18 protein-coding genes and 1 pseudogene are annotated in these 21,751 nt (G+C 44.4%); 2 read left to right on the top strand and 17 right to left on the bottom strand.

The genetic code is table 11. The features are described 5' to 3' along the window. From J7I93_RS06145 to J7I93_RS06180, 8 genes and pseudogenes are all read right to left on the bottom strand, one after another. A pseudogene (locus J7I93_RS06145) lies at positions 1-180 on the bottom strand (L-glutamate gamma-semialdehyde dehydrogenase); the annotation flags it as partial. A gap of 475 nt (positions 181-655) precedes the next feature. Then, positions 656-1,825, bottom strand: coding sequence for a CamS family sex pheromone protein (locus tag J7I93_RS06150; protein WP_214724341.1), 1,170 nt, complete (start codon positions 1,823-1,825; stop codon positions 656-658). Positions 1,826-1,840: 15 nt separating this feature from the next. Continuing rightward, complete coding sequence (ligA, locus tag J7I93_RS06155) at positions 1,841-3,847, bottom strand: NAD-dependent DNA ligase LigA (RefSeq protein WP_214724343.1); 2,007 nt, start codon at positions 3,845-3,847, stop codon at positions 1,841-1,843. Between the two features lie 265 nt (positions 3,848-4,112). Then, positions 4,113-6,350, bottom strand: coding sequence for a DNA helicase PcrA (gene pcrA, locus J7I93_RS06160; protein WP_214724345.1), 2,238 nt, complete (start codon positions 6,348-6,350; stop codon positions 4,113-4,115). Between the two features lie 126 nt (positions 6,351-6,476). Continuing rightward, a complete protein-coding gene (gene pcrB / locus J7I93_RS06165) occupies positions 6,477-7,163 on the bottom strand; it encodes a heptaprenylglyceryl phosphate synthase (RefSeq protein WP_214724347.1) in 687 nt (228 codons plus the stop codon). 353 nt (positions 7,164-7,516) lie between these two features. Continuing rightward, positions 7,517-7,825, bottom strand: a complete 309-nt coding sequence (locus J7I93_RS06170) for a YerC/YecD family TrpR-related protein (protein ID WP_035333268.1) — start codon at positions 7,823-7,825, stop codon at positions 7,517-7,519. A 47-nt stretch (positions 7,826-7,872) separates the two neighbouring features. After that, on the bottom strand, positions 7,873-8,922 hold the full coding sequence (locus J7I93_RS06175; protein ID WP_214724349.1) for a DUF3048 domain-containing protein: 1,050 nt from the start codon (positions 8,920-8,922) through the stop codon (positions 7,873-7,875). Positions 8,923-9,023: 101 nt separating this feature from the next. Further along, positions 9,024-10,766, bottom strand: a complete 1,743-nt coding sequence (locus tag J7I93_RS06180) for an adenine deaminase C-terminal domain-containing protein (RefSeq protein ID WP_214724382.1) — start codon at positions 10,764-10,766, stop codon at positions 9,024-9,026. Positions 10,767-10,969: 203 nt separating this feature from the next. Here J7I93_RS06180 and J7I93_RS06185 point away from each other — a divergent pair, with 203 nt between their 5' ends. Both J7I93_RS06185 and J7I93_RS25505 read left to right on the top strand, forming a co-directional pair. Beyond that, positions 10,970-11,260 carry a YgaP family membrane protein gene (locus tag J7I93_RS06185; RefSeq protein ID WP_214724351.1) on the top strand — a complete coding sequence of 97 codons (291 nt, stop codon included), beginning with the start codon at positions 10,970-10,972 and terminating at the stop codon, positions 11,258-11,260. 325 nt (positions 11,261-11,585) lie between these two features. Next, on the top strand, positions 11,586-11,699 hold the full coding sequence (locus J7I93_RS25505; protein ID WP_353050260.1) for an EYxxD motif small membrane protein: 114 nt from the start codon (positions 11,586-11,588) through the stop codon (positions 11,697-11,699). Here J7I93_RS25505 and purD read toward each other — a convergent pair. From purD to purC, 9 genes are all read right to left on the bottom strand, one after another. Then, positions 11,677-12,948, bottom strand: a complete 1,272-nt coding sequence (purD, locus tag J7I93_RS06190) for a phosphoribosylamine--glycine ligase (RefSeq protein WP_214724353.1) — start codon at positions 12,946-12,948, stop codon at positions 11,677-11,679. The two genes, J7I93_RS25505 and purD, sit on opposite strands and share 23 nt — an antisense overlap. Before the next feature lie 74 nt (positions 12,949-13,022). Next, positions 13,023-14,558 carry a bifunctional phosphoribosylaminoimidazolecarboxamide formyltransferase/IMP cyclohydrolase gene (purH, locus tag J7I93_RS06195; protein WP_214724355.1) on the bottom strand — a complete coding sequence of 512 codons (1,536 nt, stop codon included), beginning with the start codon at positions 14,556-14,558 and terminating at the stop codon, positions 13,023-13,025. A gap of 151 nt (positions 14,559-14,709) precedes the next feature. Next, positions 14,710-15,291: a phosphoribosylglycinamide formyltransferase gene (gene purN, locus J7I93_RS06200; RefSeq protein ID WP_214724357.1), complete on the bottom strand. Its 582-nt coding sequence runs from the start codon at positions 15,289-15,291 to the stop codon at positions 14,710-14,712. Between the two features lie 24 nt (positions 15,292-15,315). After that, positions 15,316-16,341 (bottom strand): phosphoribosylformylglycinamidine cyclo-ligase, encoded by a 1,026-nt coding sequence (purM, locus tag J7I93_RS06205; RefSeq protein WP_214724359.1) that lies wholly within the window; start codon positions 16,339-16,341, stop codon positions 15,316-15,318. A 147-nt stretch (positions 16,342-16,488) separates the two neighbouring features. Beyond that, the gene (gene purF / locus J7I93_RS06210; RefSeq protein WP_214724361.1) at positions 16,489-17,886 is read right to left on the bottom strand and encodes an amidophosphoribosyltransferase; all 1,398 of its coding nucleotides are present in this window, start codon (positions 17,884-17,886) and stop codon (positions 16,489-16,491) included. Then, complete coding sequence (gene purL, locus J7I93_RS06215) at positions 17,871-20,087, bottom strand: phosphoribosylformylglycinamidine synthase subunit PurL (RefSeq protein WP_214724363.1); 2,217 nt, start codon at positions 20,085-20,087, stop codon at positions 17,871-17,873. Before purL ends, purF begins: the two co-directional genes overlap by 16 nt. After that, on the bottom strand, positions 20,071-20,757 hold the full coding sequence (purQ, locus tag J7I93_RS06220; protein WP_214724365.1) for a phosphoribosylformylglycinamidine synthase subunit PurQ: 687 nt from the start codon (positions 20,755-20,757) through the stop codon (positions 20,071-20,073). Before purQ ends, purL begins: the two co-directional genes overlap by 17 nt. Next, a complete protein-coding gene (purS, locus tag J7I93_RS06225) occupies positions 20,754-21,008 on the bottom strand; it encodes a phosphoribosylformylglycinamidine synthase subunit PurS (RefSeq protein ID WP_214724367.1) in 255 nt (84 codons plus the stop codon). The genes purQ and purS overlap by 4 nt, the downstream gene beginning before the upstream one ends. Beyond that, positions 20,996-21,721, bottom strand: a complete 726-nt coding sequence (purC, locus tag J7I93_RS06230; protein ID WP_214724369.1) for a phosphoribosylaminoimidazolesuccinocarboxamide synthase — start codon at positions 21,719-21,721, stop codon at positions 20,996-20,998. The genes purS and purC overlap by 13 nt, the downstream gene beginning before the upstream one ends. Between the last annotated feature and the right edge of the window lie 30 nt (positions 21,722-21,751).

A 21,751-nucleotide genomic window follows, 5' to 3' on the forward strand; every position in this document is an offset into this window, starting at 1 on the left:
TTTATTAGAAGGATTGATTGATACGATTTTATCTTCAGTAGAAACACGCTCTCCGCCAATTAATAGATCGTAATCCTGGCCCAAATAGCTTTCTACTGTCTGTAAACCCTTTAAATACGCTTCACGATTTTCATCTTCTTTAAAATTCGTGAATGGTTCATGCTTATAAGGTTGTACCATTTTTACCGCCTCCTGTGTACAAATATACAAACGCCAGATCCTAGCAGCTTTATCCTGATTTTTGCTGATGCAGGAACACGATCTGCTATTCTCTTAAAACGTTTACATCCATCCATTATATTAACATGAAATTATCATTATCTTCAAACATTCTCCGCTGATGTTATATATTAACATCCCTTTGGCTGATTACCAATTTTTATTAGGCAGGATAAGGGATTGGGGCTGCTTTGGCTAGGAGATGATTATTGCTGTTATATATGGTTGCCAGGTGCTGTTTTGATATTTTGCTTCTCAGGATTTAGTTTTACAAAAGGTTGGCACCTACTCCTATTATCGCCTATGTACGTCTTATGGAATTTTTCTCACGGTTTTTATTTCGTTATCGCCGACATAATCCCGCAACAACCATGCTATTCGCTCTCAATAAAAAAACCAGGCAGCGCATCTTTGCACTCCTGGTTTTTATTAAGCTTTATTGATATATATGGACAAATGGCTCACTTTGGTCTGCTTTGCGAACGACCAGCGCCTCAGGTCCATTAACGGACGAGATGTTCACCTGAACTGAAATGTATTCAGGGAAGTGTTTGACCACTAGCCCGGTTACATATTGCGTGAAGCCAATCCCTTCTGCCTTTCCGTAGAACTGGATTGGAATATCAATATTTACTTCCTGCAACTGATCCTGGGCATAAAAAGCTTTTCCGATGACACCATTGAAATTAGGAAAGTAAGTTTCTACATCCTGTTTAAAATTAAGAAATGCCGTCAAATCATCACGGTGGTTTTTCTCAGCCTCGTTTGATGGGAAAAGAACGTATTTTTCATTGATATCTTCCCACCCGCCAAGCTTGCTGCTGCCTTTTGGCGCATTAGCATATGCAAAAAAGCTGCCTGGCACAACTGAAGTTCTTTCTTCCTGTTCAAACAAAGCAATGGTAACTGGCACGTCTTTTAATTCTTTAATCTGCCGGATTCGCTGCAGCACTTCTTCCGCCATCTTTTTGCCTTCTCTTTCAAGAGCTTCATGTTTGATCTTCGTTTCATATGTTGCGCCATATTGCTCTTTCTGATAATAATGGACAGAATTCATGGCAAGGCCGATTACGATACCGCCAAGTCCGACCTTTCCGTCATCATTTTTCACGAGATAGTTATGTTCAAGGATATGAGCCAGGTAGATTGGGCTTTTTTCATTATTCCTATCAATATCTCCGCCATCTGCAATCATTGGATTCAATCCAATATTCTCTTCTTCCTTTAACTTCCGCTCTTTCAGCTGTGCTTCCGTGAATTTGCGGTTCAGCCAGGCTCGGGCTGTATCCCTTTTTAGGTACTGCCCTTCCTGGAATAAGTACTTATCCGGGTCAAATGTATTTTGGGCAACCCGCATAAGCCCTGTTTCAAATTCATTAATATCATACTTGGTACTAATGTTATTGACCACTAGACCTCTTGATTCACTTGGTTCAAATGGCAGCAGCGTACGATAATATTTGTCTGAAATTTTATAATTCGGAATGATCGCCTTATCTTTTTCGTTCTTATCTTCCTGAACGACTTCCTCCTGCTTATTAAAATTAGGCGCACAGCCAGATAGCAGGAGTGAAAGGGATAAAGCAAGCATCATGAGATTTTTCACGGCGCTTCCACCCTCTTACTTATTTAATTCTTCAACCAGTCTCTCCTCGTTCCAAACCTCTACTCCCAGCTCCTGGGCTTTCGTTAGCTTGGAACCCGCATCTTCCCCAGCGATCACCACATCTGTTTTCTTGCTAACACTTCCGGATACCTTTCCGCCAAGCGCTTCAATTTTTTCTTTTGCTTCAGTCCTGCCCATGATTTCGAGCTTTCCAGTTAGCACAACTGTCTTTCCTGCAAAGAAGCTATCCGAGTTTTCGGCTGAAACTGGCTTTGGCCCTTTATATTCCATGTTAACCCCGACAGCTTTTAACTCACGCAGCAGCTCGTGGGCTTCGTCCTGTTCAAAAAAGGTCACAACGGAATCAGCCATTTTTTCACCAATTTCATTGATTGCGGTTAAATCTTCACGGGAAACTTTTTCAAGCATCTCCATATTGCCAAACTCCAGGGCAAGCGTTTTGGCTGCTTTTGCTCCGACGTGACGGATACCTAAGCCAAATAACAGTTTTTCAAGTGAGTTTTGCTTCGAATTTTCGATGGCAGTCAGAAGATTAGTCACTGACTTTTCGCCCATTCGTTCGAGCTGTATCAGCTGTTCATACGTCAATTTATAGATATCTGCCACATCTTTGATTAGATTTTCTGCAAAAAGCTGGCTAATGACCTTTTCACCAAGGCCGTCAATATTCATTGCATTACGGGAAACAAAGTGGATAAGCCCCTCACGGATTTGCGCTGGACATTTTGGATTAATGCAGCGCAATGCCACCTCCCCATCGAGACGGACAAGCTCGCTTTCGCACTCAGGACAGTGTGTGGGCATATTAAAATCCTGCTCCTCGCCGGTTCTTCTGTCAGCAAGTACATTCACGACTTCAGGGATAATATCTCCGGCCTTTTTGACAACAACCTGGTCCCCAATCTTAATATCTTTTTCGCGAATTAAATCTTCATTATGAAGGGAAGCTCGCTGTACTGTCGTTCCGGCTACACGGACAGGATCGAGGATAGCAGTTGGAGTTACTACTCCTGTTCTGCCCACACTCAGTTCAATATTCCTTAAAGTCGTCACAACCTCTTCAGCAGGGAATTTATAGGCAATGGCCCAGCGAGGGCTTTTTGCAGTCGTGCCGAGCTGCTCCTGCTGCTCCAGAGAATCCACTTTTATCACAATTCCATCAATATCATAAGCAAGGTTCGGGCGTTTTTCAGTCCACCCTTGGACATACTCGATTACTTCATCAATATTTACACACTTTTTACGTTCCTTATTGGTTTTAAACCCTAGGTTATCCAGATAATCCAGGCCGTCGCTATGGGACACAATACCAGAATCGCCAGTATCCGCAATCCCATATACAAAGATATCCAGGTTGCGTTTGGCAGCAAGGCGCGGATCTAGCTGCCTTAAAGAACCTGCGGCAGCATTTCTCGGATTCGCAAAAGGCTCTTCGCCATTTTCTTCTTTTGCTTTATTTAAGGCTTCAAAAGAACGCCTAGGCATGAAGGCTTCACCGCGTACCTCCATGGTGACCCCTTCCTTCAGGCGAAGGGGAATCGAACGGATTGTCTTCAGATTGGCGGTGATATTTTCACCGATTGAACCATCTCCTCGTGTCGCTCCGAGAACAAATAGACCCTCATCATAGCGAAGGGAGACGGCAAGTCCATCTATTTTCAATTCGCATACATAGGTAACATCATCTCCAGCACCCTGCCGGACGCGGCGGTCAAAATCCCGCAAATCCTGATCATTAAAGGCATTTCCCAAGCTTAGCATTTGTGATTGATGTTCCACTTTTTCGAACATATCAAGGATTTCTCCGCCTACCCTTTGTGTAGGAGAATCTTCCGTTTTCAGATCAGGAAACAGCTCCTCAAGCTCAGTTAGCTCTCTCATGAGCCGGTCATATTCCGCATCAGGAACTGATGGCTGATCAAGAACATGATACTCATAATTGTATTGATTAAGCAGATTGTGGAGATCTTTTACCTTTTTTTCTGCCGTTATAAGGTCCATACATCCAACCCTTTCCAATAAGATCAGACCTGGCAGACACAGCAACCGGGTCGGGATCTGTTCATTTTAGAATGGCTTTGTTAAATTTGCCTTTTGGTTTCCACTCCAGGCGCTAGTGTATGCGGGGGGCCCGGAAGCCGCCTAGGCGCCTCCGGAGTCTCCCAATACTCTCTTCTCCTGCTGGGATCTCGCACCTACCTCACCATTCAACAGAGCGCAATATCAGCATGAGCATTACATAGCCTTTATAATAAAAGCAGCTTATTTAAGCTTTTGTAATTGGCGCAAATTTGGCAAGCAAGCGTTTAATGCCCACAGGTTTCGGGAATGCAATATCCAGCTCTGTGCCTTCTCCGGCACCTTTTACGCTGACAACCGTACCTGTTCCCCACTTGCCGTGCTGGGCCTTATCGCCAACCTTCCAGTCAATATCATCTCCGCCTGTATTCGATGTAGACGGACGTACTACCGCTTTTCTTTGCGGCTGGGCCTGTCTGGAAGCACCAGGCGATCCGAATGGTGAAGAACCGAATGGTGAAGGTTTCTTTGCCCTCTCCGGCTCCAGGCCATCAAGCAATTCAGCTGGAATCTCTTTGATAAACCGGGATGGCGGATTCATATTGGTACGTCCAAAGAGGGTACGCATTTGAGCATTTGTAATGAAAAGCTCTTCCTCTGCTCTCGTTATTCCCACATAAGCTAGCCGGCGCTCTTCCTCCATTTCCGCTTCTTCCATCAGCGAACGGCTGTGAGGGAATACGCCTTCCTCAAGCCCCATTAAGAATACAACAGGGAACTCCAGCCCTTTTGCGGAGTGAAGAGTCATAAGAACAACAGATTCTGCCTTTTCGCCGTCATCATCCAATTTATCAATATCAGCCACAAGAGCCAAATCCGTTAAAAAGGCAATTAGCGATTTATCTTCGCTTGCATCTTCAAAGTTTTTCGTAACAGACAGGAATTCATCGATGTTTTCCAGGCGGCTTTGGGCTTCGATAGATTTCTCGGCAATGAGCATATCGCGGTACCCCGATTTTTCCAAAAGCTCTTCCACTAATTCTGTGACAGATAAGTACTCCTGCATTTGTGTATAGTTTTTAACCAAATCCCTAAACTGGGTAGCCCCTTTTGTAATTTTAGGACTTAATCCGATCAATTCAATCGATTCTAGCGCCTCAAACATGCTCATTTCGTATGCTTGAGCAAAGTTGGCGATTTTATCAACAGAACCTGAGCCAATTCCGCGCTTAGGGACATTGATCACACGCTGCAGGCTGATATCATCATCCGGATTTGCAATCAGGCGCAAATAAGCGAGGATATCCTTAATTTCTTTGCGGTCGTAGAACTTAATGCCGCCGACAATGGAGTATTCAATATTCGACTTTAGCAGCACTTCCTCCATTACACGGGATTGGGCATTCGTGCGGTACAAAATCGCGATATCTGAATAGCTGCGCTTGCCGCTGTTAACATATTCTTTAATTTTACCTGCAACAAACTGCGCTTCTCCCTGCTCGCTGTCCGCCCTATAGTAATGGATCTTGTTTCCTTCTGCATTTTCAGTCCAAAGGTTTTTCGGCTTGCGATTCATGTTCTTGCTTATAACTTCGTTCGCAGCAAGAAGAATTCTTTTCGTTGAACGGTAATTTTGTTCAAGCAGAATCGTCTGGGCGTTTGGGTAATCCTTTTCAAAGGAAAGGATGTTGGCAATATCCGCGCCCCGCCATTTGTAAATCGATTGGTCTGAGTCACCGACAACACAAAGGTTTCTAAAGCGGCTTGCTAAAAGCTTTACAAGCATATACTGCGCTCTGTTCGTATCCTGGTACTCATCCACGTGAATGTATTGGAATTTGCGCTGATAATATTCAAGCACTTCCGGAACACGCTGGAACAGCTGGATAGTAATCATGATTAAATCATCAAAATCGAGCGCCTGGTTGCGTCGCAATCTCTTTTGGTACTCTGTATAGACATCACTGGCAACTTGCTGGATATAGTCCCCTGCCGTTTTCGCATATTCTTCTGGAGTGATCAATTCATTTTTTGCCGAACTGATTGATCCCAGAATTGCACGCGGATCAAACTTCTTCGGATCCAGGTTTTTATCCTTAAGGATGGATTTAATGACCGATTGCTGGTCAGTAGAGTCCAAGATGGTAAAATTGCGGTTATAGCCTATCCGGTCAATATCTCTTCTTAAGATGCGCACACACATGGAGTGGAAAGTTGAAATCCAAATTTCATCAGCCGCTCCGCCCATCATATTGTGAATACGATCACGCATCTCACGTGCCGCTTTGTTTGTAAATGTGATTGCCAAAATGTTATAAGGATTGACACCCTTTTCCACCATCAGATAGGCAATCCTGTGTGTTAGCACTCTTGTTTTGCCACTCCCTGCTCCGGCCATAATCAAGAGAGGTCCATCCGTTGCTTTTACCGCATTTTGCTGCTGCGGATTTAAACCATTTAATAATTTATCCGTTAAAAATTGCATTCCTTCTCTTCACCACCATAGAAACATATGTTCTTATTTTCTATTCTATCCTGTTTAAGGATCTCTATCAACTTTGTCTTTTATAACTGCATAACTCCTGGCTTCATCGTCCATTCATCTTCGATCTTACGCATTTGCCGCCTTTACTGTTTTTAACGCTGCCTGCAAATCCTTGTAAATAATATTGCCGACCACAATCACATCTGCATGCTCAGCCATTTCTTTTGCCTGCTCGGGATTCTCAATGCCGCCGCCGTAAAATAGTACTGTTTCTTCAAGCGTCTCTTTCACTTCGGAGACAACAGCAGCATCTCCATACTTGCCGCTGTATTCCAAATAAAAGATAGGCAGGCGGAACATCTTCTCGGCCATCATCGCAAATGCCCTAACCTCATCCAAAGACAAATCCGTACGGGAATTGGTAACTTTAGCGGCTTTGCAATCCTCATTTAAAATGCAATAACCCTGGACGAGAATTTCTTCCCAGTTCATGATATCTCCGTATTCTTTAACAGCTTCGTGATGAAGGCCTGTAATCCACTTTACATCCTGGCTGTTTAATACAGTCGGAATAAAATATAAATCAAAACCAGGCGTTATCGAATCAATCGTGGAAACCTCCAGTACACATGGCACTGTATATCTGCGGATTCGGGCCATTAAATCAAGCACTTTTTCAAGCGTAACGCCATCTGTTCCGCCTACAATTATCCCGTCAGTTCCTGATTCACAGATCATCTCCAGATCTTCATCTGATATATATTTATCCGGATCGAGCTTAAACACATGGCTCCATTCGCGAACATCGTACATGCAAAATTGCCTCCATTCTATCATTCCATTACACCATTATATCATTTAGGAAAGAGAATAAAAAATAAAAGCGGAAGCGCCATTTGAAGGGATGAACGTCAACTAAAAGCCACCGCGTTCTGTGGCGAATGTTCACGGCAGCACGTCCTGTGAAAGTCCGGCGAACGCTTGAAGTCCAGCCTCTTTTTGGCTTCTTTCAGCTGGACTGAAGACCTCCAGAGGCTAGGCGATGACGCTATATAAAAAAGAAAAGCGGGAAGTGGCTATAAGGTGAAAAAATTTTAGCAGCCCTCTCGCGAAGACAAAGAAAAAAACCGCGGGAACACCCCATCGGTTTAAGAAAAAATAATTATTTACGCTTTTTCAGCCTCTTCTTCTTTAATTCGCTCCAATGCCATTTCATAGGCATCGTTTCCATAGTTCAGGCAGCGTTTCACACGTGAAATGGTTGCCGTGCTGGCACCTGTATCTGTTTCAATTTTATGATAAGTTTTGCCTTCGCGAAGCATGCGTGCAACTTCCAGGCGCTGCGCCAATGACTGAATTTCGTTCACTGTGCATAAGTCGTCGAAGAAGCGGTAGCACTCCTCCAGATCTTTCAAAGACAAAACCGACTTAAATAATTGGTCAAGTTCTTTTCCTCTTAGCTTATCAATCTGCATATATTGCATACCCCTTTATTAGATAATAGTTTTTGAAGCTATTGCTTTCATTCAAAGGAAACCGTTTGCTCAAGGCCCGGGCTTGAAGGAACAATATTAATCCAGGTCTTGCCCGGTACCAGACCGGCTTGTTTGCCATTTAGGACAGGAAGAATCCTGCCATCCTCATTTTCCCACTCGACTTCTGTCATTTTTCCTTTTTGAAGGAGATAGGCTCTGCCCCCAGAAGTTAAGTTAATATCACGGCGGCCCGCACTGTCAACTACTTTATGTTCGGCTTCTGCGATGAAAATGTTGTCAAGTAATACAGGTTCTCCAGAATGATAATCGGCTGTAAGTTCTCCATTGGAATACCTTTTATACTTTTCCAGCCCCTCATCGTACTCATAAATCACATTAAATAATTCATTGTTTAAATAAGAAACCATCACGGATTCGGCAGATGTTCCCTCAATTGCTTTTGCCTCTTTTTTTGACAGGAAGTTAAGGGAAGCAGGTGCCTCATCCATTGAATACTGGTTCTGTTCCGCTCCTTTTAGCACACTCTCGAACGAAATGTAAGAATTATGCGGAGCCTTTCTGAAACTCGCCCGTTTAAACAATGTGCCATCATAATAAAGGCCGTTCAGACTATCAATATAGCCCTGATCCATCATTTCTTTCGCTTCTGGACTGTTGCCATGAGCAATATAAAGGCTGTCATAGCCTTTCGCCAGATCAATATAGTAGTCTCTGGCGCTTCTTACCGGCCCTATTTCTTCAGGCTGTTCACTCTGAAAAATGGCAAGGAAACGGGTCACATCTCCTTCTGCCAGCATTTCATAGACGATATCAGCTTTATCCAGGCCTGATTGCGGACGGGCTTTCGGGTGATTGTTGACCATCACCGCTACAGCTCTTCCATCCACTTCGGATTCCGATCCGGCTCCAGTGAGCGGAAAGTGGAATGGAAGCTCTTTTTGTTCACTTACCCCTTTTGTTGCTTCTTCAGCTTTTTCTGTCCCTTGCTTTGCAGGCTCTTCTGCTTCATCTTTGCTGCTGCATCCTGAAACTAAGAGCATTGCGGCTGCTGAAACAGCTATCCATCTTTTTAGCATCTTTGCACCCCTGTATATCCCTTTTTGCCTCGATGCAGTTTTCTATGTTAGCTCGTCTGAGTCGTTTCTTTATCTATTTAGTATTGCATCTCTTTTACATTTTAACGCATTATCGTTGGAAAGAGTACCGTTTTATTCATGACATCATACATTCCCTGCTGGGTAATTCGGATATATGGCAGATGCGTAGAGGAGAAAAAGAGCAAAGTATACATCGGATCTTCATGCCTGTAGCCTTTATCCCGGAGGTAATGGACTAGCTGTTTCTCTTCCTCCATTAATTCCTCTACCTTTTTATCGGACATAATTCCTTTTAAACGAAGCTCCATCTCCTGAACAATTTTTCCGCCTTCAGAAATAACAATCCCTCCGCCAATTTCTTTAAGCCGGTTAAATGCGTTCAGCATCTCACTCTTGTTTTTGCCGATTAATATGATATCTCCCGTATTTGAAAAAGAACTTGCCATGCCATCGAGGCTGCTCGCGAAGCCCTTTAGTACTGTATTAATGCGCCAGTGTCCTTCTCGGTCCACAAGCATGAAAAAGCACTCGTCATGCTCTTTTTCAAGCTCATCAGATGATACATCAATTGCGATGGAATATGGCTTTGTTATAACGGCATTCTCCATTTTTATTCCGAACGGCATGGAGAACTGCATATCATCAGCAGTAAGATCCCAATCGATATTCATCGGTTCAAAGCCAAATTCATCCCACGGAACCGGTTCATAAGCATCCAGATTAACACCATCTTTTTTTACCCATTCACCCTTTGCCATAACAGAAACTGGTGTTGGATCCTCTTCACTTGCAAGGAAATTGATATTTGCGACCCTTCCTGTTGCGATATTTCCATGCATATAATCGATTCCATAGTGGCGGGCAACATTAATAGTGGCCATATTATAAGCGTCAACCACAGGAACGCCTTTTTCAATCGCAATGCGGATCATATGGTCAATAATTCCCTGTTCATAAAAAGAGGAGAAGGATCCGTCTGTCGTGAAAATAATCTGATCATAATGATCGATTCCCAATTCATGCATTTCATCCAATAAGACCGGCAAATCCGGACGAATGGACGAATACCTTAGGGACACGGTATATCCCTGTAGAAGACGGTTATAAACGTCCTTCCCTGTCATGGATTCATGATCGCAATCCGCTCCAAGCAGCATGAGCTTTGCAAGTGTTTTTTCGGATGCTCCCGGAAAATGGCCTTCAATTTTCTTTCTCATCCGCTTTGTCTCCTGAATCCAATGGAGCATCATATCATCGCCGTCCAGAAGCTTAGGCCACCCGGTCAGCTCGCCTCCCTGAAGGACAGCGTCATGCTCAAGCCACGATTTGATGTTCCCGTGCGAAAAGGTTGTTTCTTCATGCTGTATTTCTGTTTGCGCATCGAACCTGCACCACCAATACATCGTCGCCGGGATATTCCTCATTTCCTTTAAAAAAGAAAACGCTTTCTTTTTATCCTGCTGCAAAGCAAGAACCATGTTGTCATTGATCAGGGTCGTTGTGCCAAACTGAGATGCATAGCTCGCAAAGGAATGGGGATTATATAATTGAAATGGGTGGGCATGCGGCTCAATATACCCTGGAACCAGCGTCATCCCAGTACAATCAACGACCTCACATTGTTCCATTTTTTCCGGCAGTTTTTCGCCCACATAGACAATGCGGTCGTCATAAATCCAAATATTAGCCGTTATCCATTTACGGAATGCCTGATTTAGATAACGTGCGTTTTTAAGTAGTATCGTCGGTGACAGTTTTCCGTCCAGTACGGAAACATGTTCACGCAAGTGCTTGTTTTTCCAACGGTAACGCTGTTCCAGCACCATACTCCCTCCCTTTTTAATTATCTCTTTATATGAAAAAGAACGATTTTTTTATAATGAAAGTTAACAAAGAAAAATGGCTTCAAAACAATAAAGAAAGCCCTTTCATTTCTCTTGTTTTTCTATAGTAACATATTTCACTGTTTAACGCATTAAAGAATCAGTAAAAGATTGTAAAAATTTTGTGAAAGAGGTGGCCATTCATGAATGTTAAACCAAATATCGGCATCTTAAATGCCTTAATACGGATTACAGTCGGCTTTACCGTTTTGGCGTGGAGTACATCCAAGCTAGTCAAAAGGCCGTGGCGGGATTCTTATTTAATGATGGCTATGCTGGGAGGAATGAAAGTGGCAGAAGGGATCGTCCGCTTCTGTCCATTAACAGCTCTGTTTGAAAGAGGCCAAGATATGGTTCAGGATATGAGGCATCAAGGCAGTGATCGTGAAAACAATGATTCGGCTGAGGAAATGCTGCCGTATAATCCGTCATAAAATTAGGCTATTTCGCAAAGTTTGTTGCTTACAAACTAGTTTTAATTACTGAGTTGATTGGAGCGGAAGGCACTTGACTCCTGCCGGAAGAGAGGGAGCGGGAGACCCCGCAGGCGTGAAACGCCGAGGAGGTTCCCGTTCCTCCCGGCGGGTTCGCTGCGTGACTGGAGCGGAAATCAACGGGCAAGCTTTATAGTTCAAAAACAACAATCTATACGAAAAGTACCTAATATTAAAAGCCCCCTTAATGGGGGGCTATACAAGATAGAATTCGAATGGGCGCGCCCATATAATATCTTAAATAACTTAAAAAGGAGCTGACAATATGTTTTGGGAATACGTGATGGATATGTCGTTTGTAATAATAGCATTGATTGGAAGCATTGTGGCGCTTCTGTATGTGTATATCCGCAGAACTAAGAAAGGACGTGCGAGATAGCTTTGTTGGCAATATCTTTTCGATAAAAAATGCCGTCACACTGAAGTTTTTCAAGTTCATCATACACTTTTTCCTGCGCATCCTTCAGGGTTGCCGCTTTAGCACCTGCAAGCAGCACACGGCCGCCGTTTGTGACAAACTCTCCTGAGCTGTTTTGGTCAGTACCGGCATGAAACACGGCTGTATCATTGCTGATTTCCTGAAGCCCGTTTAGGACAGCGCCTTTTTCATATGCTTCAGGATAACCCTTAGATGCAGCAACGACTCCAACCATTGCTTGGTCGTCCCATTGGATCACGGGTACTTCACCCTTAAGGACAGCCAGCATAACCTCCGCCAAATCAGATTTCATTCGCGGCAAAATCACCTGTGTTTCGGGATCTCCGAATCGGGCATTAAATTCAATAACTTTAGGGCCTGATGATGTTTTAATCAAACCCGCATACAGGATTCCGCTAAAGCTTCGGCCTTCCTGCACCATCGCTTTTGCAGCTGGCTTCAATACTTTTTCAACAGCATTTCCAACCGTTTCTTTTCCGATATGAGGCACAGGTGAATAGGCGCCCATTCCGCCTGTATTCGGACCCTGGTCTCCATCAAAAGCACGCTTATGGTCCTGGGCAATTTCAAGCGGAATCACATTTTCCCCGTTTACCAAAGCCATTAAAGAAAATTCTTCACCCTCGAGGAACTCTTCAATTACAACGGTTGCAGAAGCTTCACCGAACTTTTCATTTAAAAGCAGCTCCTCTATGCCCGCTAACGCTTCATCCATTGTCATCGCTACGATAACGCCTTTGCCGGCAGCAAGGCCATCCGCTTTCAGGACAATCGGTGCACCCTTTTCTTCAATATAAGCTTTTGCTTCTTCATATTTACTAAAGACAGCATATTCAGCTGTCGGGATATTATATTTCTGCATTAGTTCCTTCGCAAACGACTTACTGCCCTCAATTTCTGCGGCGGCTTGTTTCGGTCCAAACACTATTAATCCAGCTTCCTGAAAACGATCAGCCAGTCCTTCTAAAAGCGGTACCTCTGGGCCAATAACCGTCAAACCAATCTGATTATCAAGCGCAAACTGCACTAATTTTTCCTGATCACTTTCCACAATGTTGATTCGCTGAGCTGAATCTTCCATCCCAGGATTTCCTGGAGCTACAAAGACCTTTTCTACCGAAGGACTTTGGTTCATCTTCCAGCAAATAGCATGCTCGCGGCCGCCTCTTCCAATGACTAAAACCTTCATTACGCCCACCTCCGTTAAAATGTCAGCTATAGTAATCAGGAGCCTGGTTAAGGGCTCCTGTATTTGGGTAAAACTTAATGTTTAAAATGGCGCACGCCTGTAAAGACCATGGCAATTCCATACTCATCGGCTTTTTTGATAGAATCCTCATCACGGATGGAGCCGCCTGGCTGAATAATTGCTGTGATGCCTGCCTTGGCTGCGACCTCGACCGTATCGTTCATTGGAAAGAATGCATCTGATGCCATTATAGCTCCGTTTGCTTTTTCCCCAGCCTGTTCCAGTGCAATTTTGGCAGAACCGACACGGTTCATTTGCCCGGCACCGACTCCAAGCGTCATATTCGCATCATTTACAACAATTGCATTGGATTTCACATGCTTAACGACTTTCCAGCCAAGCTTGAGCGCTTTCCATTCTTCTTCAGTTGGTTCCCTTTTTGTTGCTACAGATACTTCTGCATCTTCAAGCGTATATTGATCATACTCCTGGGCAAGCAGGCCGCCTTCAATCGTGGATAATCTCATCTCAGCTTTCTTTTTCCCATCAAAAGGAATCGTTAACAAACGCAGATTCTTCTTCCCTTTTAAAATTTCGAGCGCTTCACCTGAGAAAGAAGGCGCAATAATGATTTCAAGGAAGATTTCATATAGCTTTTTAGCTGTGTCGGCGTCCACTTCCCTGTTCAGGGCAATGATTCCGCCAAAAATGGAAACGGGGTCCGCTGCAAATGCTTTTGAAAAAGCATCAAATACATTCTCGCCAGTTCCAACTCCGCAAGGGTTCATATGCTTAACGGCAACTGCTGCAGGCTCTGAGAATTCTTTTACAAGTTGAAGAGCCGCATCGGCATCATTAATATTGTTGTAGGATAGCTCTTTTCCATGAAGCTGCTCGGCATTGGCAATCGAAAATTCGGAACCAAGCGGTTTGCGGTAAAAAGCTGCTTTTTGATGAGGATTTTCTCCGTACCTTAACGTTTGCTTTAATTCATATGTAACGGTTAATTTTTCTGGTGTTTCTTCGTTAGCCAAATCTGTCATATATTCAGCGATCATCGCATCATAGGCAGCAGTATGGCGGAATACCTTCGCAGCAAGCTTGCGGCGGGTCTCCTTTTGCACCTCTCCGCTTTCATTTAATTGAGTTAGTACAGTTTCATAATCCGCAGGATCCACCACTACCGTCACATACTCGTGGTTCTTCGCTGATGCGCGCAGCATGGCCGGGCCGCCAATATCAATATTCTCTATTGCATCCTCTACCGTAACATCAGGCTTGGCGATCGTTTGCTGGAAGGGATACAAATTCACACATACAACCTGGATTGGCTGAATCTGATGCTCTTCAAGCTGCTTTTTGTGACCGGGTTCACCGTGTTTCGCCAGCAATCCCCCATGAATCATCGGGTTTAACGTTTTAACACGCCCTTCCAGAATTTCCGGAAAGCCCGTAACATCACTAACACCAACAACGGGAATGCCGCTCTCTTCCAACGCTTTTTTGGTTCCGCCTGTGGAAACAATCTCAAAGCCAAGCTCGCTTAACTGCCGAGCAAATTCAGTTACACCATTTTTATCAGAAACACTAATAAGTGCCCGTTTTTTCATTTTCTGCTCCTCCTGACTGACTACAAGACTTTTATAAATACTCTGTTAAACTTGCCTGCTGATTTCCGCTCTAATTAATATGTGCTAAATCCAACATTAGCTTGAACATAGACCTTTTCAAAAGCCTGCCAAACTTTGTAACCAAATCCCTTTACCTCTTTACCATTTTAGCATAAAAAAGTTTCTGTAAAACCTGCGGATAAAGCTTATGTTCGACTTCATGAATCTTGTTCTGAAGACTCTCTTTGGTTTCATCTCTCTCAATAGCAACAGACTGCTGGGCAATAATTGGACCGGTATCCATGCCTTCATCTACAAAATGCACTGTTACACCGCTCACCTTTACATTGGCTTCCAACGCCTGTCCGATTGCATCCTTACCCGGAAAAGCCGGCAAAAGAGATGGATGGATATTAATTATTCTTCCTTCATATTCTTTAAGCAGAGTCGGACCAATCAGTCTCATATAGCCAGCAAGAATGATATACTCGGCACCGCTTTCCTTCAGCTTCTGTAAAATCACTTCTTCATACGCTGCTTTGCCGGCATAATCCTTTGCTGAAAAAACGAATTGCGGAATCTGTCCGTTTTGAGCACGCTCGATGCTATAGGCACCCGGGCGGTCACAGACAAAAAGGACAATCTCAGCCTGCAGTTCGCCTTGTTTGGATGCATCCATGATGGCCTGAAAGTTCGTTCCGCTTCCGGAAGCAAACACTGCGATTTTCTTCATGACTTCCTCCTTAAGCGATTCAGCTTACAGAATTTCAATTCCTTCCTGATCGGTAACTGTCCCCATAAGGTAAGCTTTTTCTCCAATTTTGTTAAAATAGGCAATCAATTCTTCTGCGATTTCCTTATCAGCTGCAACGACCATGCCTGTTCCCATATTAAAAATATTGTACATTTCTTTGCGCTTGAGTCCGCCGATTTTCTCCATCATCGTGAACACAGCCGGCACTTGCCAATTCCGTTCTTCAAGCTGAGCACCCAAGCCTTCCGGAAGCATGCGCGGAATGTTTTCAATAAATCCTCCACCCGTAATATGAGCCATGCCTTTCAGCTTGAACTTTTTCATAGCTGATAGAAGTGGCTTTACGTAAATCTTTGTCGGGCGAAGCAGCTCTTCCCCCAAAGTACAGCCTAACTCATCAACGTTATCAGTTAATGACATATTTGCTTTTTCGAAGAACAGCTTACGCACCAGCGAATAGCCATTGCTATGAATGCCGCTGGATGCAAGGCCGATCAGCACATCCCCCGCTTTAATATCCGCACCATTGACCAAGTTGGATTTTTCACAGGCCCCGACTGCAAAGCCGGCAAGGTCGTATTCTTCCTCGCTGTACATGCCAGGCATTTCAGCTGTTTCCCCGCCTACAAGCGCACATCCAGCCTGCTCACAGCCATCTGCTATTCCTTTTACAATCGCTTCAATCCGTTCCGGTGCAGCCTTTCCGCAGGCGATATAATCCAAGAAATAGAGAGGCTCTGCTCCCTGTACGACAATGTCATTGACACACATCGCGACAGCATCGATTCCAATCGTATCATGCTGATCCATCATAAAGGCCAGCATCAATTTCGTCCCGACTCCATCTGTGCCTGACACTAATACTGGTTCCTTCATGTTGAGAACTGAAAGATCAAACATGCCGCCGAATCCGCCCAGCCCGCCGAGCACGCCTGGGCGAATTGTTTTTTGTACATGCTTTTTCATGCGGGAAACTGCTTCATAGCCTGCTTCAATATCCACTCCGGCTTGCTTATATGCATTTGCCATCTATTTTTCACCCCATATTGGAAAAATAAAGGCCGATTTTTCAACTTATCGGCCAAAATAGTACTTTTAACGGCCAAAAATCAAGATTTATCGGCCAATTCTTCGTATTTATCGGCCAACCATAGCTATTTATCGGCCAAAGTTCAATTACACCTTCTCATAAGGATGCACAGTGCTAGGATAAATCTCAGTCGGATACTGTCCTGTAAAGCATGCCAGGCATTGTCCATCTTTCCTGCCGATCGCTTTAACCATGCCTTCAGTACTTAAAAAGGTTAGTGTATCTGCGCCAATGATTTCTCTAATTTCTTCTACTGAGTGATTGCCTGCAATCAACTCTTCCTTAGAGGATGTATCAATTCCATAGAAGCATGGATTTTTAATAGGAGGTGAACTGATCAGCACATGCACTTCAGTTGCGCCGGCTTCTTTCAGCATGCTCACAATCCTTCTGCTTGTTGTTCCGCGGACAATCGAATCATCAACCATGATGACTCTCTTGCCTTCAACCACACCGCGGACCGGCGACAACTTCATTTTTACGCCCTGCTCCCTTAATGACTGGGAAGGCTGGATAAACGTACGGCCCACATAGCGGTTCTTGATCAGTCCCATTTCATATGGAATACCTGAAGCTTCAGCATAGCCGATCGCAACCGAGATGCTCGAATCCGGTACGCCTGTAACAACATCGCCTTCAATTGGGACTTCAAGAGCCAACTGCTTCCCAAGGTTTTTCCGGGCTGTATGCACGTTAATTCCATTAATATTACTGTCCGGACGGGAAAAATAAACATATTCCATTGTGCACATGGCAATATTGGAAGCCATTGCGAACATCTCCGAACGGAAGCCGTTATCGTCAATGATCAGAAGCTCTCCAGGCAAAATATCGCGGATAAATTCTGCGCCGACCACATCAAAGGCACAGGTTTCAGATGCGACCGCATAAGCATCGCCGATTTTTCCAAGTGATAGCGGCCTCATACCGTTCGGATCAAGCGCAACCATCATTTCAGTTTCGGTCATGATTAGAAAAGCATAAGCTCCTTTAATCATGGATAGAGCATTTTTAACACGTTCCTTTAAAGAAGAGAAACCTGCACGCTTAATCAGGTGAGCCAATACCTCTGTATCCGAGCTGGTTTGAAAAATGCTTCCCTGTCCTTCCAGCTGATGCTTTAAGGCAGTCGCATTTACCAGATTTCCGTTATGGCAAAGCGCAAGGCTTCCGCTCTGAGAGTTAAACAGCAGGGGCTGAACATTTTCATATCCGCCCCCGCCGGCTGTCGCATAGCGAACATGGCCGATCGCGGCTTTCCCTTCCAGCTCCTTCATTGCTTCTGATGTAAAAATCTCTGTAACAAGGCCTTCACCTTTCATGCCTTTTAGCTTCTTGCCATCTGTAACGACCATTCCCGTACCTTCCTGGCCGCGGTGCTGCAGGCTATGAAGTCCGTAATACGTAATCTGGGAGGCATCCTGGTGCCCCCATATGCCAAAAATCCCGCACTCTTCATTTAATCCTCTTACTTCAGCAAGCATGGGATGGCTCCTTTCCAGGCCTGCTCCAGAACATCAACCTGTTCGGCTAGCAATAGGCCCTCCTCATTGGAGATATATAGTACAGGTGCTTCTGTCACTTCACCAATAAGCTTTGCATCTACTAAATTTTCAAACGCTTCCTGATTTTCCTTTTTAACAGAAAGCAAGAAGCGGGACTGCGATTCACTGAATAAAGCTGAAGTAGCATTGCCCGTTACTTTCACATCCGCTCCAAGCCCTTTGGAACCAATCAAACTTTCAGCAGCCGCCACTGCCAATCCGCCTTCTGCCACATCATGCGCTGATGCCACAAGGCCTGAACGGATGGCTTTCAAAATTTGTGCCTGAGCCTTTTCTTCTTTTTCCAAATCTAGCTCAGGTGATTTTCCGAAGACCTTGCCGTATGTCATCTTCTGTAGTTCACTGCCTCCGAATTCATCCTTTGTTTCGCCTACCAGATAAATAAGGTCGCCCGCCGCTTTAAAAGATTGCGTCGTTACATGGTCAATATCTTCTACCAGTCCGACCATTCCAATGACTGGTGTAGGATAAATCGCCGTTCCATTTGTTTCGTTATATAGAGAGACGTTTCCGCCAATAACAGGTGTATTTAAGGTGCGGCAAGCCTCACTGATTCCATCTGCCGCTTTTTCAATCTGCCAGAAGATTTCAGGCTTTTCCGGGTTGCCGAAATTCAGGTTATCTGTGATTGCTAAAGGTACCCCGCCGGAGCAGATGATATTTCTGGCTGCTTCCGCAACAGCAATTTTGCCGCCTGTCTCAGGGTCAAGATACATATAGCGGGAATTGCAGTCTGTCGTCATTGCAAGTCCCTTGCGCGTTCCGCGGATACGGATAACTGCCGCATCTGAACCAGGAGCCACAACCGTATTCGTGCGCACCATATAGTCATATTGGTCATAAACCCATTCCTTACTGGCAATGGTCGGCTGCTGGAGCAGCTTTACAAGCGTTTCTTTGTAATCATCAACCGCTGGAATGTCATTTTCCATCACCTGGAATTCACGATAGTATTCAGGTACGCTTGATGGCTTATGGTAAACCGGTGCGTCCTCTGCAAGTGCATCAACTGGAAGCTCTGCTACGGTTTCCCCCTGATGGGTTAGGCGGAGCATCTTATCATCAGTTACCTTGCCGACCGCAACTGCTTCAAGGCCATACTTGGAAAATAAATCAACAATCTCCTGCTCGCGGCCTTTTTTCACCACAATCAGCATTCTTTCCTGAGACTCGGAAAGCATCATTTCGTATGCAGTCATGCCTGTTTCCCGTTGCGGTACAAGGTCCAGATTCATTTCAATACCAGATCCTGCTTTGCTCGCCATTTCAGCTGAAGAGCTAGTAAGGCCCGCAGCACCCATATCCTGAATGCCGACAAGGGCATCGGACTGAACCAGTTCAAGGCATGCTTCCAAAAGAAGCTTTTCCATAAACGGGTCCCCAACCTGGACAGCTGGCCGCTTTGCTTCTGATTGATCGGTCAGTTCTTCTGATGCGAAAGTAGCTCCATGGATTCCGTCACGGCCTGTTTTCGCGCCCACATACATAACCGTATTGCCGACGCCATGCGCCTGGCCTTTTTTAATATCCTTATGGTCGATTAAACCGACACACATGGCGTTTACAAGCGGGTTACCTTCATAGGAAGAATCAAACTGCACTTCTCCTCCTACTGTCGGAATGCCAATGCAGTTTCCATAGCCAGCAATGCCTGCGACTACTTCTTTAAAAAGGTACCGAACACGAGGAGAATCCAATTCTCCAAAGCGTAAAGAGTTGAGGAGGGCGACCGGTCTTGCGCCCATTGAAAATACATCGCGGATAATCCCGCCGACACCTGTTGCAGCCCCTTGGTAAGGTTCGATTGCAGACGGGTGGTTATGGCTTTCAATTTTAAAAACAACTGCTTGCCCATCGCCGATATCAACAATTCCAGCTCCTTCCCCTGGTCCTTGAAGCACTTTCTCTCCTGTTGTTGGGAACTTGCTTAATACTGGCTTGGAATTTTTATAGCTGCAGTGCTCAGACCACATAACAGAAAACAAGCCGATTTCTGTATAATTTGGCAAACGCCCGATAATCTTTTCAATCATCGTAAATTCTTCGTCAGACAAACCCATTTCTTTATATACCTTCTGTGCCTTTAACTGTTCCGGACTTGGCTCAAGCATTAACGACATGTGCTTCCCTCCATTGTTTTACGATTGATTGAAAAAGTTTCAAGCCATCTGCTCCCCCTAAAAGCTCATCAACAGCTCTTTCAGGGTGCGGCATCATGCCGAGAACATTTCCTTTTTCATTAATAATGCCCGCGATATTTTCCAGGCTGCCATTAGGATTTGTTCCGTTATAAGTAAATACGATCTGATTATTTTCCTGCAATTTAACTAGAGTGGCTTCATCACAATAATAGTTCCCTTCGCCATGAGCGATTGGGACTTTGATTACTTCATCTTTTTTATAAGCAGATGAAAACATAGTCTCGTTGTTTTCAACTTTCAGCTCTACAGTACGGCAAATGAACTTTAGGCTATCATTTCTTCTCATCGCCCCTGGCAAAAGACCTGCTTCTAATAAAATTTGAAATCCGTTGCATACGCCCAAAATCGGTTTGCCTGCCTCAGCCGCTTTTACTACTTCTTTCATGACATTACTGAAGCGTGCCACTGCACCTGAACGGAGATAATCACCGTATGAAAACCCGCCGGGAAGAAGGATTCCGTCATACTTATCCAAGCTTTCAGCGTCATGCCAGACATATTCGGCTTCCGCTCCAAGCTCATCCTTCACTGCATGGTACATGTCTATGTCACAATTGGACCCTGGAAAAACGATGACTGCAAACTTCACTGGGTAACAGCCTCCTCAATTTCAAAGCGGTAATCTTCAATCACAACATTAGCCAAAAGGCGCTCGCACATTTCCTTTACTGCCTCTTCAACAGGGCGGTCGCTCTTTTCAATGGTCAACTCCATGTATTTACCGATGCGGACATCAGATACTTCAGTGTAATTCATGGAATGAAGCGAATTTTTTACAACTGTTCCTTGAGGATCTAGCACACTTTCTCTTAATGTGACGAAAACTTTTACTTTGTACATACTGTTTGGCCTCCCAGTCTCGCTAAAATATTTTCATAGGCATCAGTCAAATTCCCAAGATCTCTGCGGAAAACATCTTTATCAAGTTTTTCATTTGTCTCTATATCCCAAAGCCTGCAAGTATCAGGTGAGATCTCATCAGCCAGCAAGATATTGCCTGATTCATCCTTCCCAAACTCAAGCTTGAAGTCTACCAAGTTAATGCCCAGCTCTTTGAAAAAGTCTCTTAAAATTGCATTTACATTCAATGCCTTCTCTTTTAGAAGAGCCACTTCCTTCTCATCAGCCAGCTTCAGTACCTCAATATGGTCTTCTGTTAAAATTGGATCGCCGAGCGCATCGTCTTTATAATAAAACTCTACAATCGGTCTAGGTAAAGCCGTGCCTTCTTCAACTCCCAATCTCTTAGAAAAGCTCCCTGCCGCAAGGTTCCGGACCACTGTTTCGAGCGGAATGATCTCCACCTTTTTCACAAGCTGCTCCGTTTCTGAAAGCTTTTTGATGAAGTGAGAGTCGATTCCCAGCTCATGCAGCTTTGAAAATAGCAAACTCGTAATCTCGTTATTCAAACGGCCTTTGCCGTCAATGCTTGCTTTTTTCTCCCCGTTAAAAGCCGTTGCAGAATCTTTATACTCGATCCATACAATGTTTTCATTGTCTGTTCTGTAAACCTTTTTGGCTTTGCCTTCGTATAACAATGCTCCTTTTTCCATGGCGGAGAGCCTCCTTTATAAGAAAATTAG

Origin of the sequence: Bacillus sp. ISL-47 (assembly GCF_018613175.1) — a bacterium.
In the GTDB taxonomy this organism is placed as follows: domain Bacteria; phylum Bacillota; class Bacilli; order Bacillales; family Cytobacillaceae; genus Cytobacillus.

Excerpts from the sequence above, each read along its gene's own strand:
- ligA (WP_214724343.1), bottom strand. The coding sequence starts at position 3,847 with ATGGACCTTATAACGGCAGAAAAAAAGGTAAAAGATCTCCACAATCTG.
- pcrA (WP_214724345.1), bottom strand. The coding sequence starts at position 6,350 with ATGCAATTTTTAACGGATAAATTATTAAATGGTTTAAATCCGCAGCAG.
- pcrB (WP_214724347.1), bottom strand. The coding sequence starts at position 7,163 with ATGTACGATGTTCGCGAATGGAGCCATGTGTTTAAGCTCGATCCGGAT.
- J7I93_RS06170 (WP_035333268.1), bottom strand. The coding sequence starts at position 7,825 with ATGCAGATTGATAAGCTAAGAGGAAAAGAACTTGACCAATTATTTAAG.
- J7I93_RS06175 (WP_214724349.1), bottom strand. The coding sequence starts at position 8,922 with ATGCTAAAAAGATGGATAGCTGTTTCAGCAGCCGCAATGCTCTTAGTT.
- J7I93_RS06185 (WP_214724351.1), top strand. The coding sequence starts at position 10,970 with ATGAATGTTAAACCAAATATCGGCATCTTAAATGCCTTAATACGGATT.
- J7I93_RS25505 (WP_353050260.1), top strand. The coding sequence starts at position 11,586 with ATGTTTTGGGAATACGTGATGGATATGTCGTTTGTAATAATAGCATTG.
- purD (WP_214724353.1), bottom strand. The coding sequence starts at position 12,948 with ATGAAGGTTTTAGTCATTGGAAGAGGCGGCCGCGAGCATGCTATTTGC.
- purH (WP_214724355.1), bottom strand. The coding sequence starts at position 14,558 with ATGAAAAAACGGGCACTTATTAGTGTTTCTGATAAAAATGGTGTAACT.
- purN (WP_214724357.1), bottom strand. The coding sequence starts at position 15,291 with ATGAAGAAAATCGCAGTGTTTGCTTCCGGAAGCGGAACGAACTTTCAG.
- purM (WP_214724359.1), bottom strand. The coding sequence starts at position 16,341 with ATGGCAAATGCATATAAGCAAGCCGGAGTGGATATTGAAGCAGGCTAT.
- purF (WP_214724361.1), bottom strand. The coding sequence starts at position 17,886 with ATGCTTGCTGAAGTAAGAGGATTAAATGAAGAGTGCGGGATTTTTGGC.
- purL (WP_214724363.1), bottom strand. The coding sequence starts at position 20,087 with ATGTCGTTAATGCTTGAGCCAAGTCCGGAACAGTTAAAGGCACAGAAG.
- purS (WP_214724367.1), bottom strand. The coding sequence starts at position 21,008 with ATGTACAAAGTAAAAGTTTTCGTCACATTAAGAGAAAGTGTGCTAGAT.
- purC (WP_214724369.1), bottom strand. The coding sequence starts at position 21,721 with ATGGAAAAAGGAGCATTGTTATACGAAGGCAAAGCCAAAAAGGTTTAC.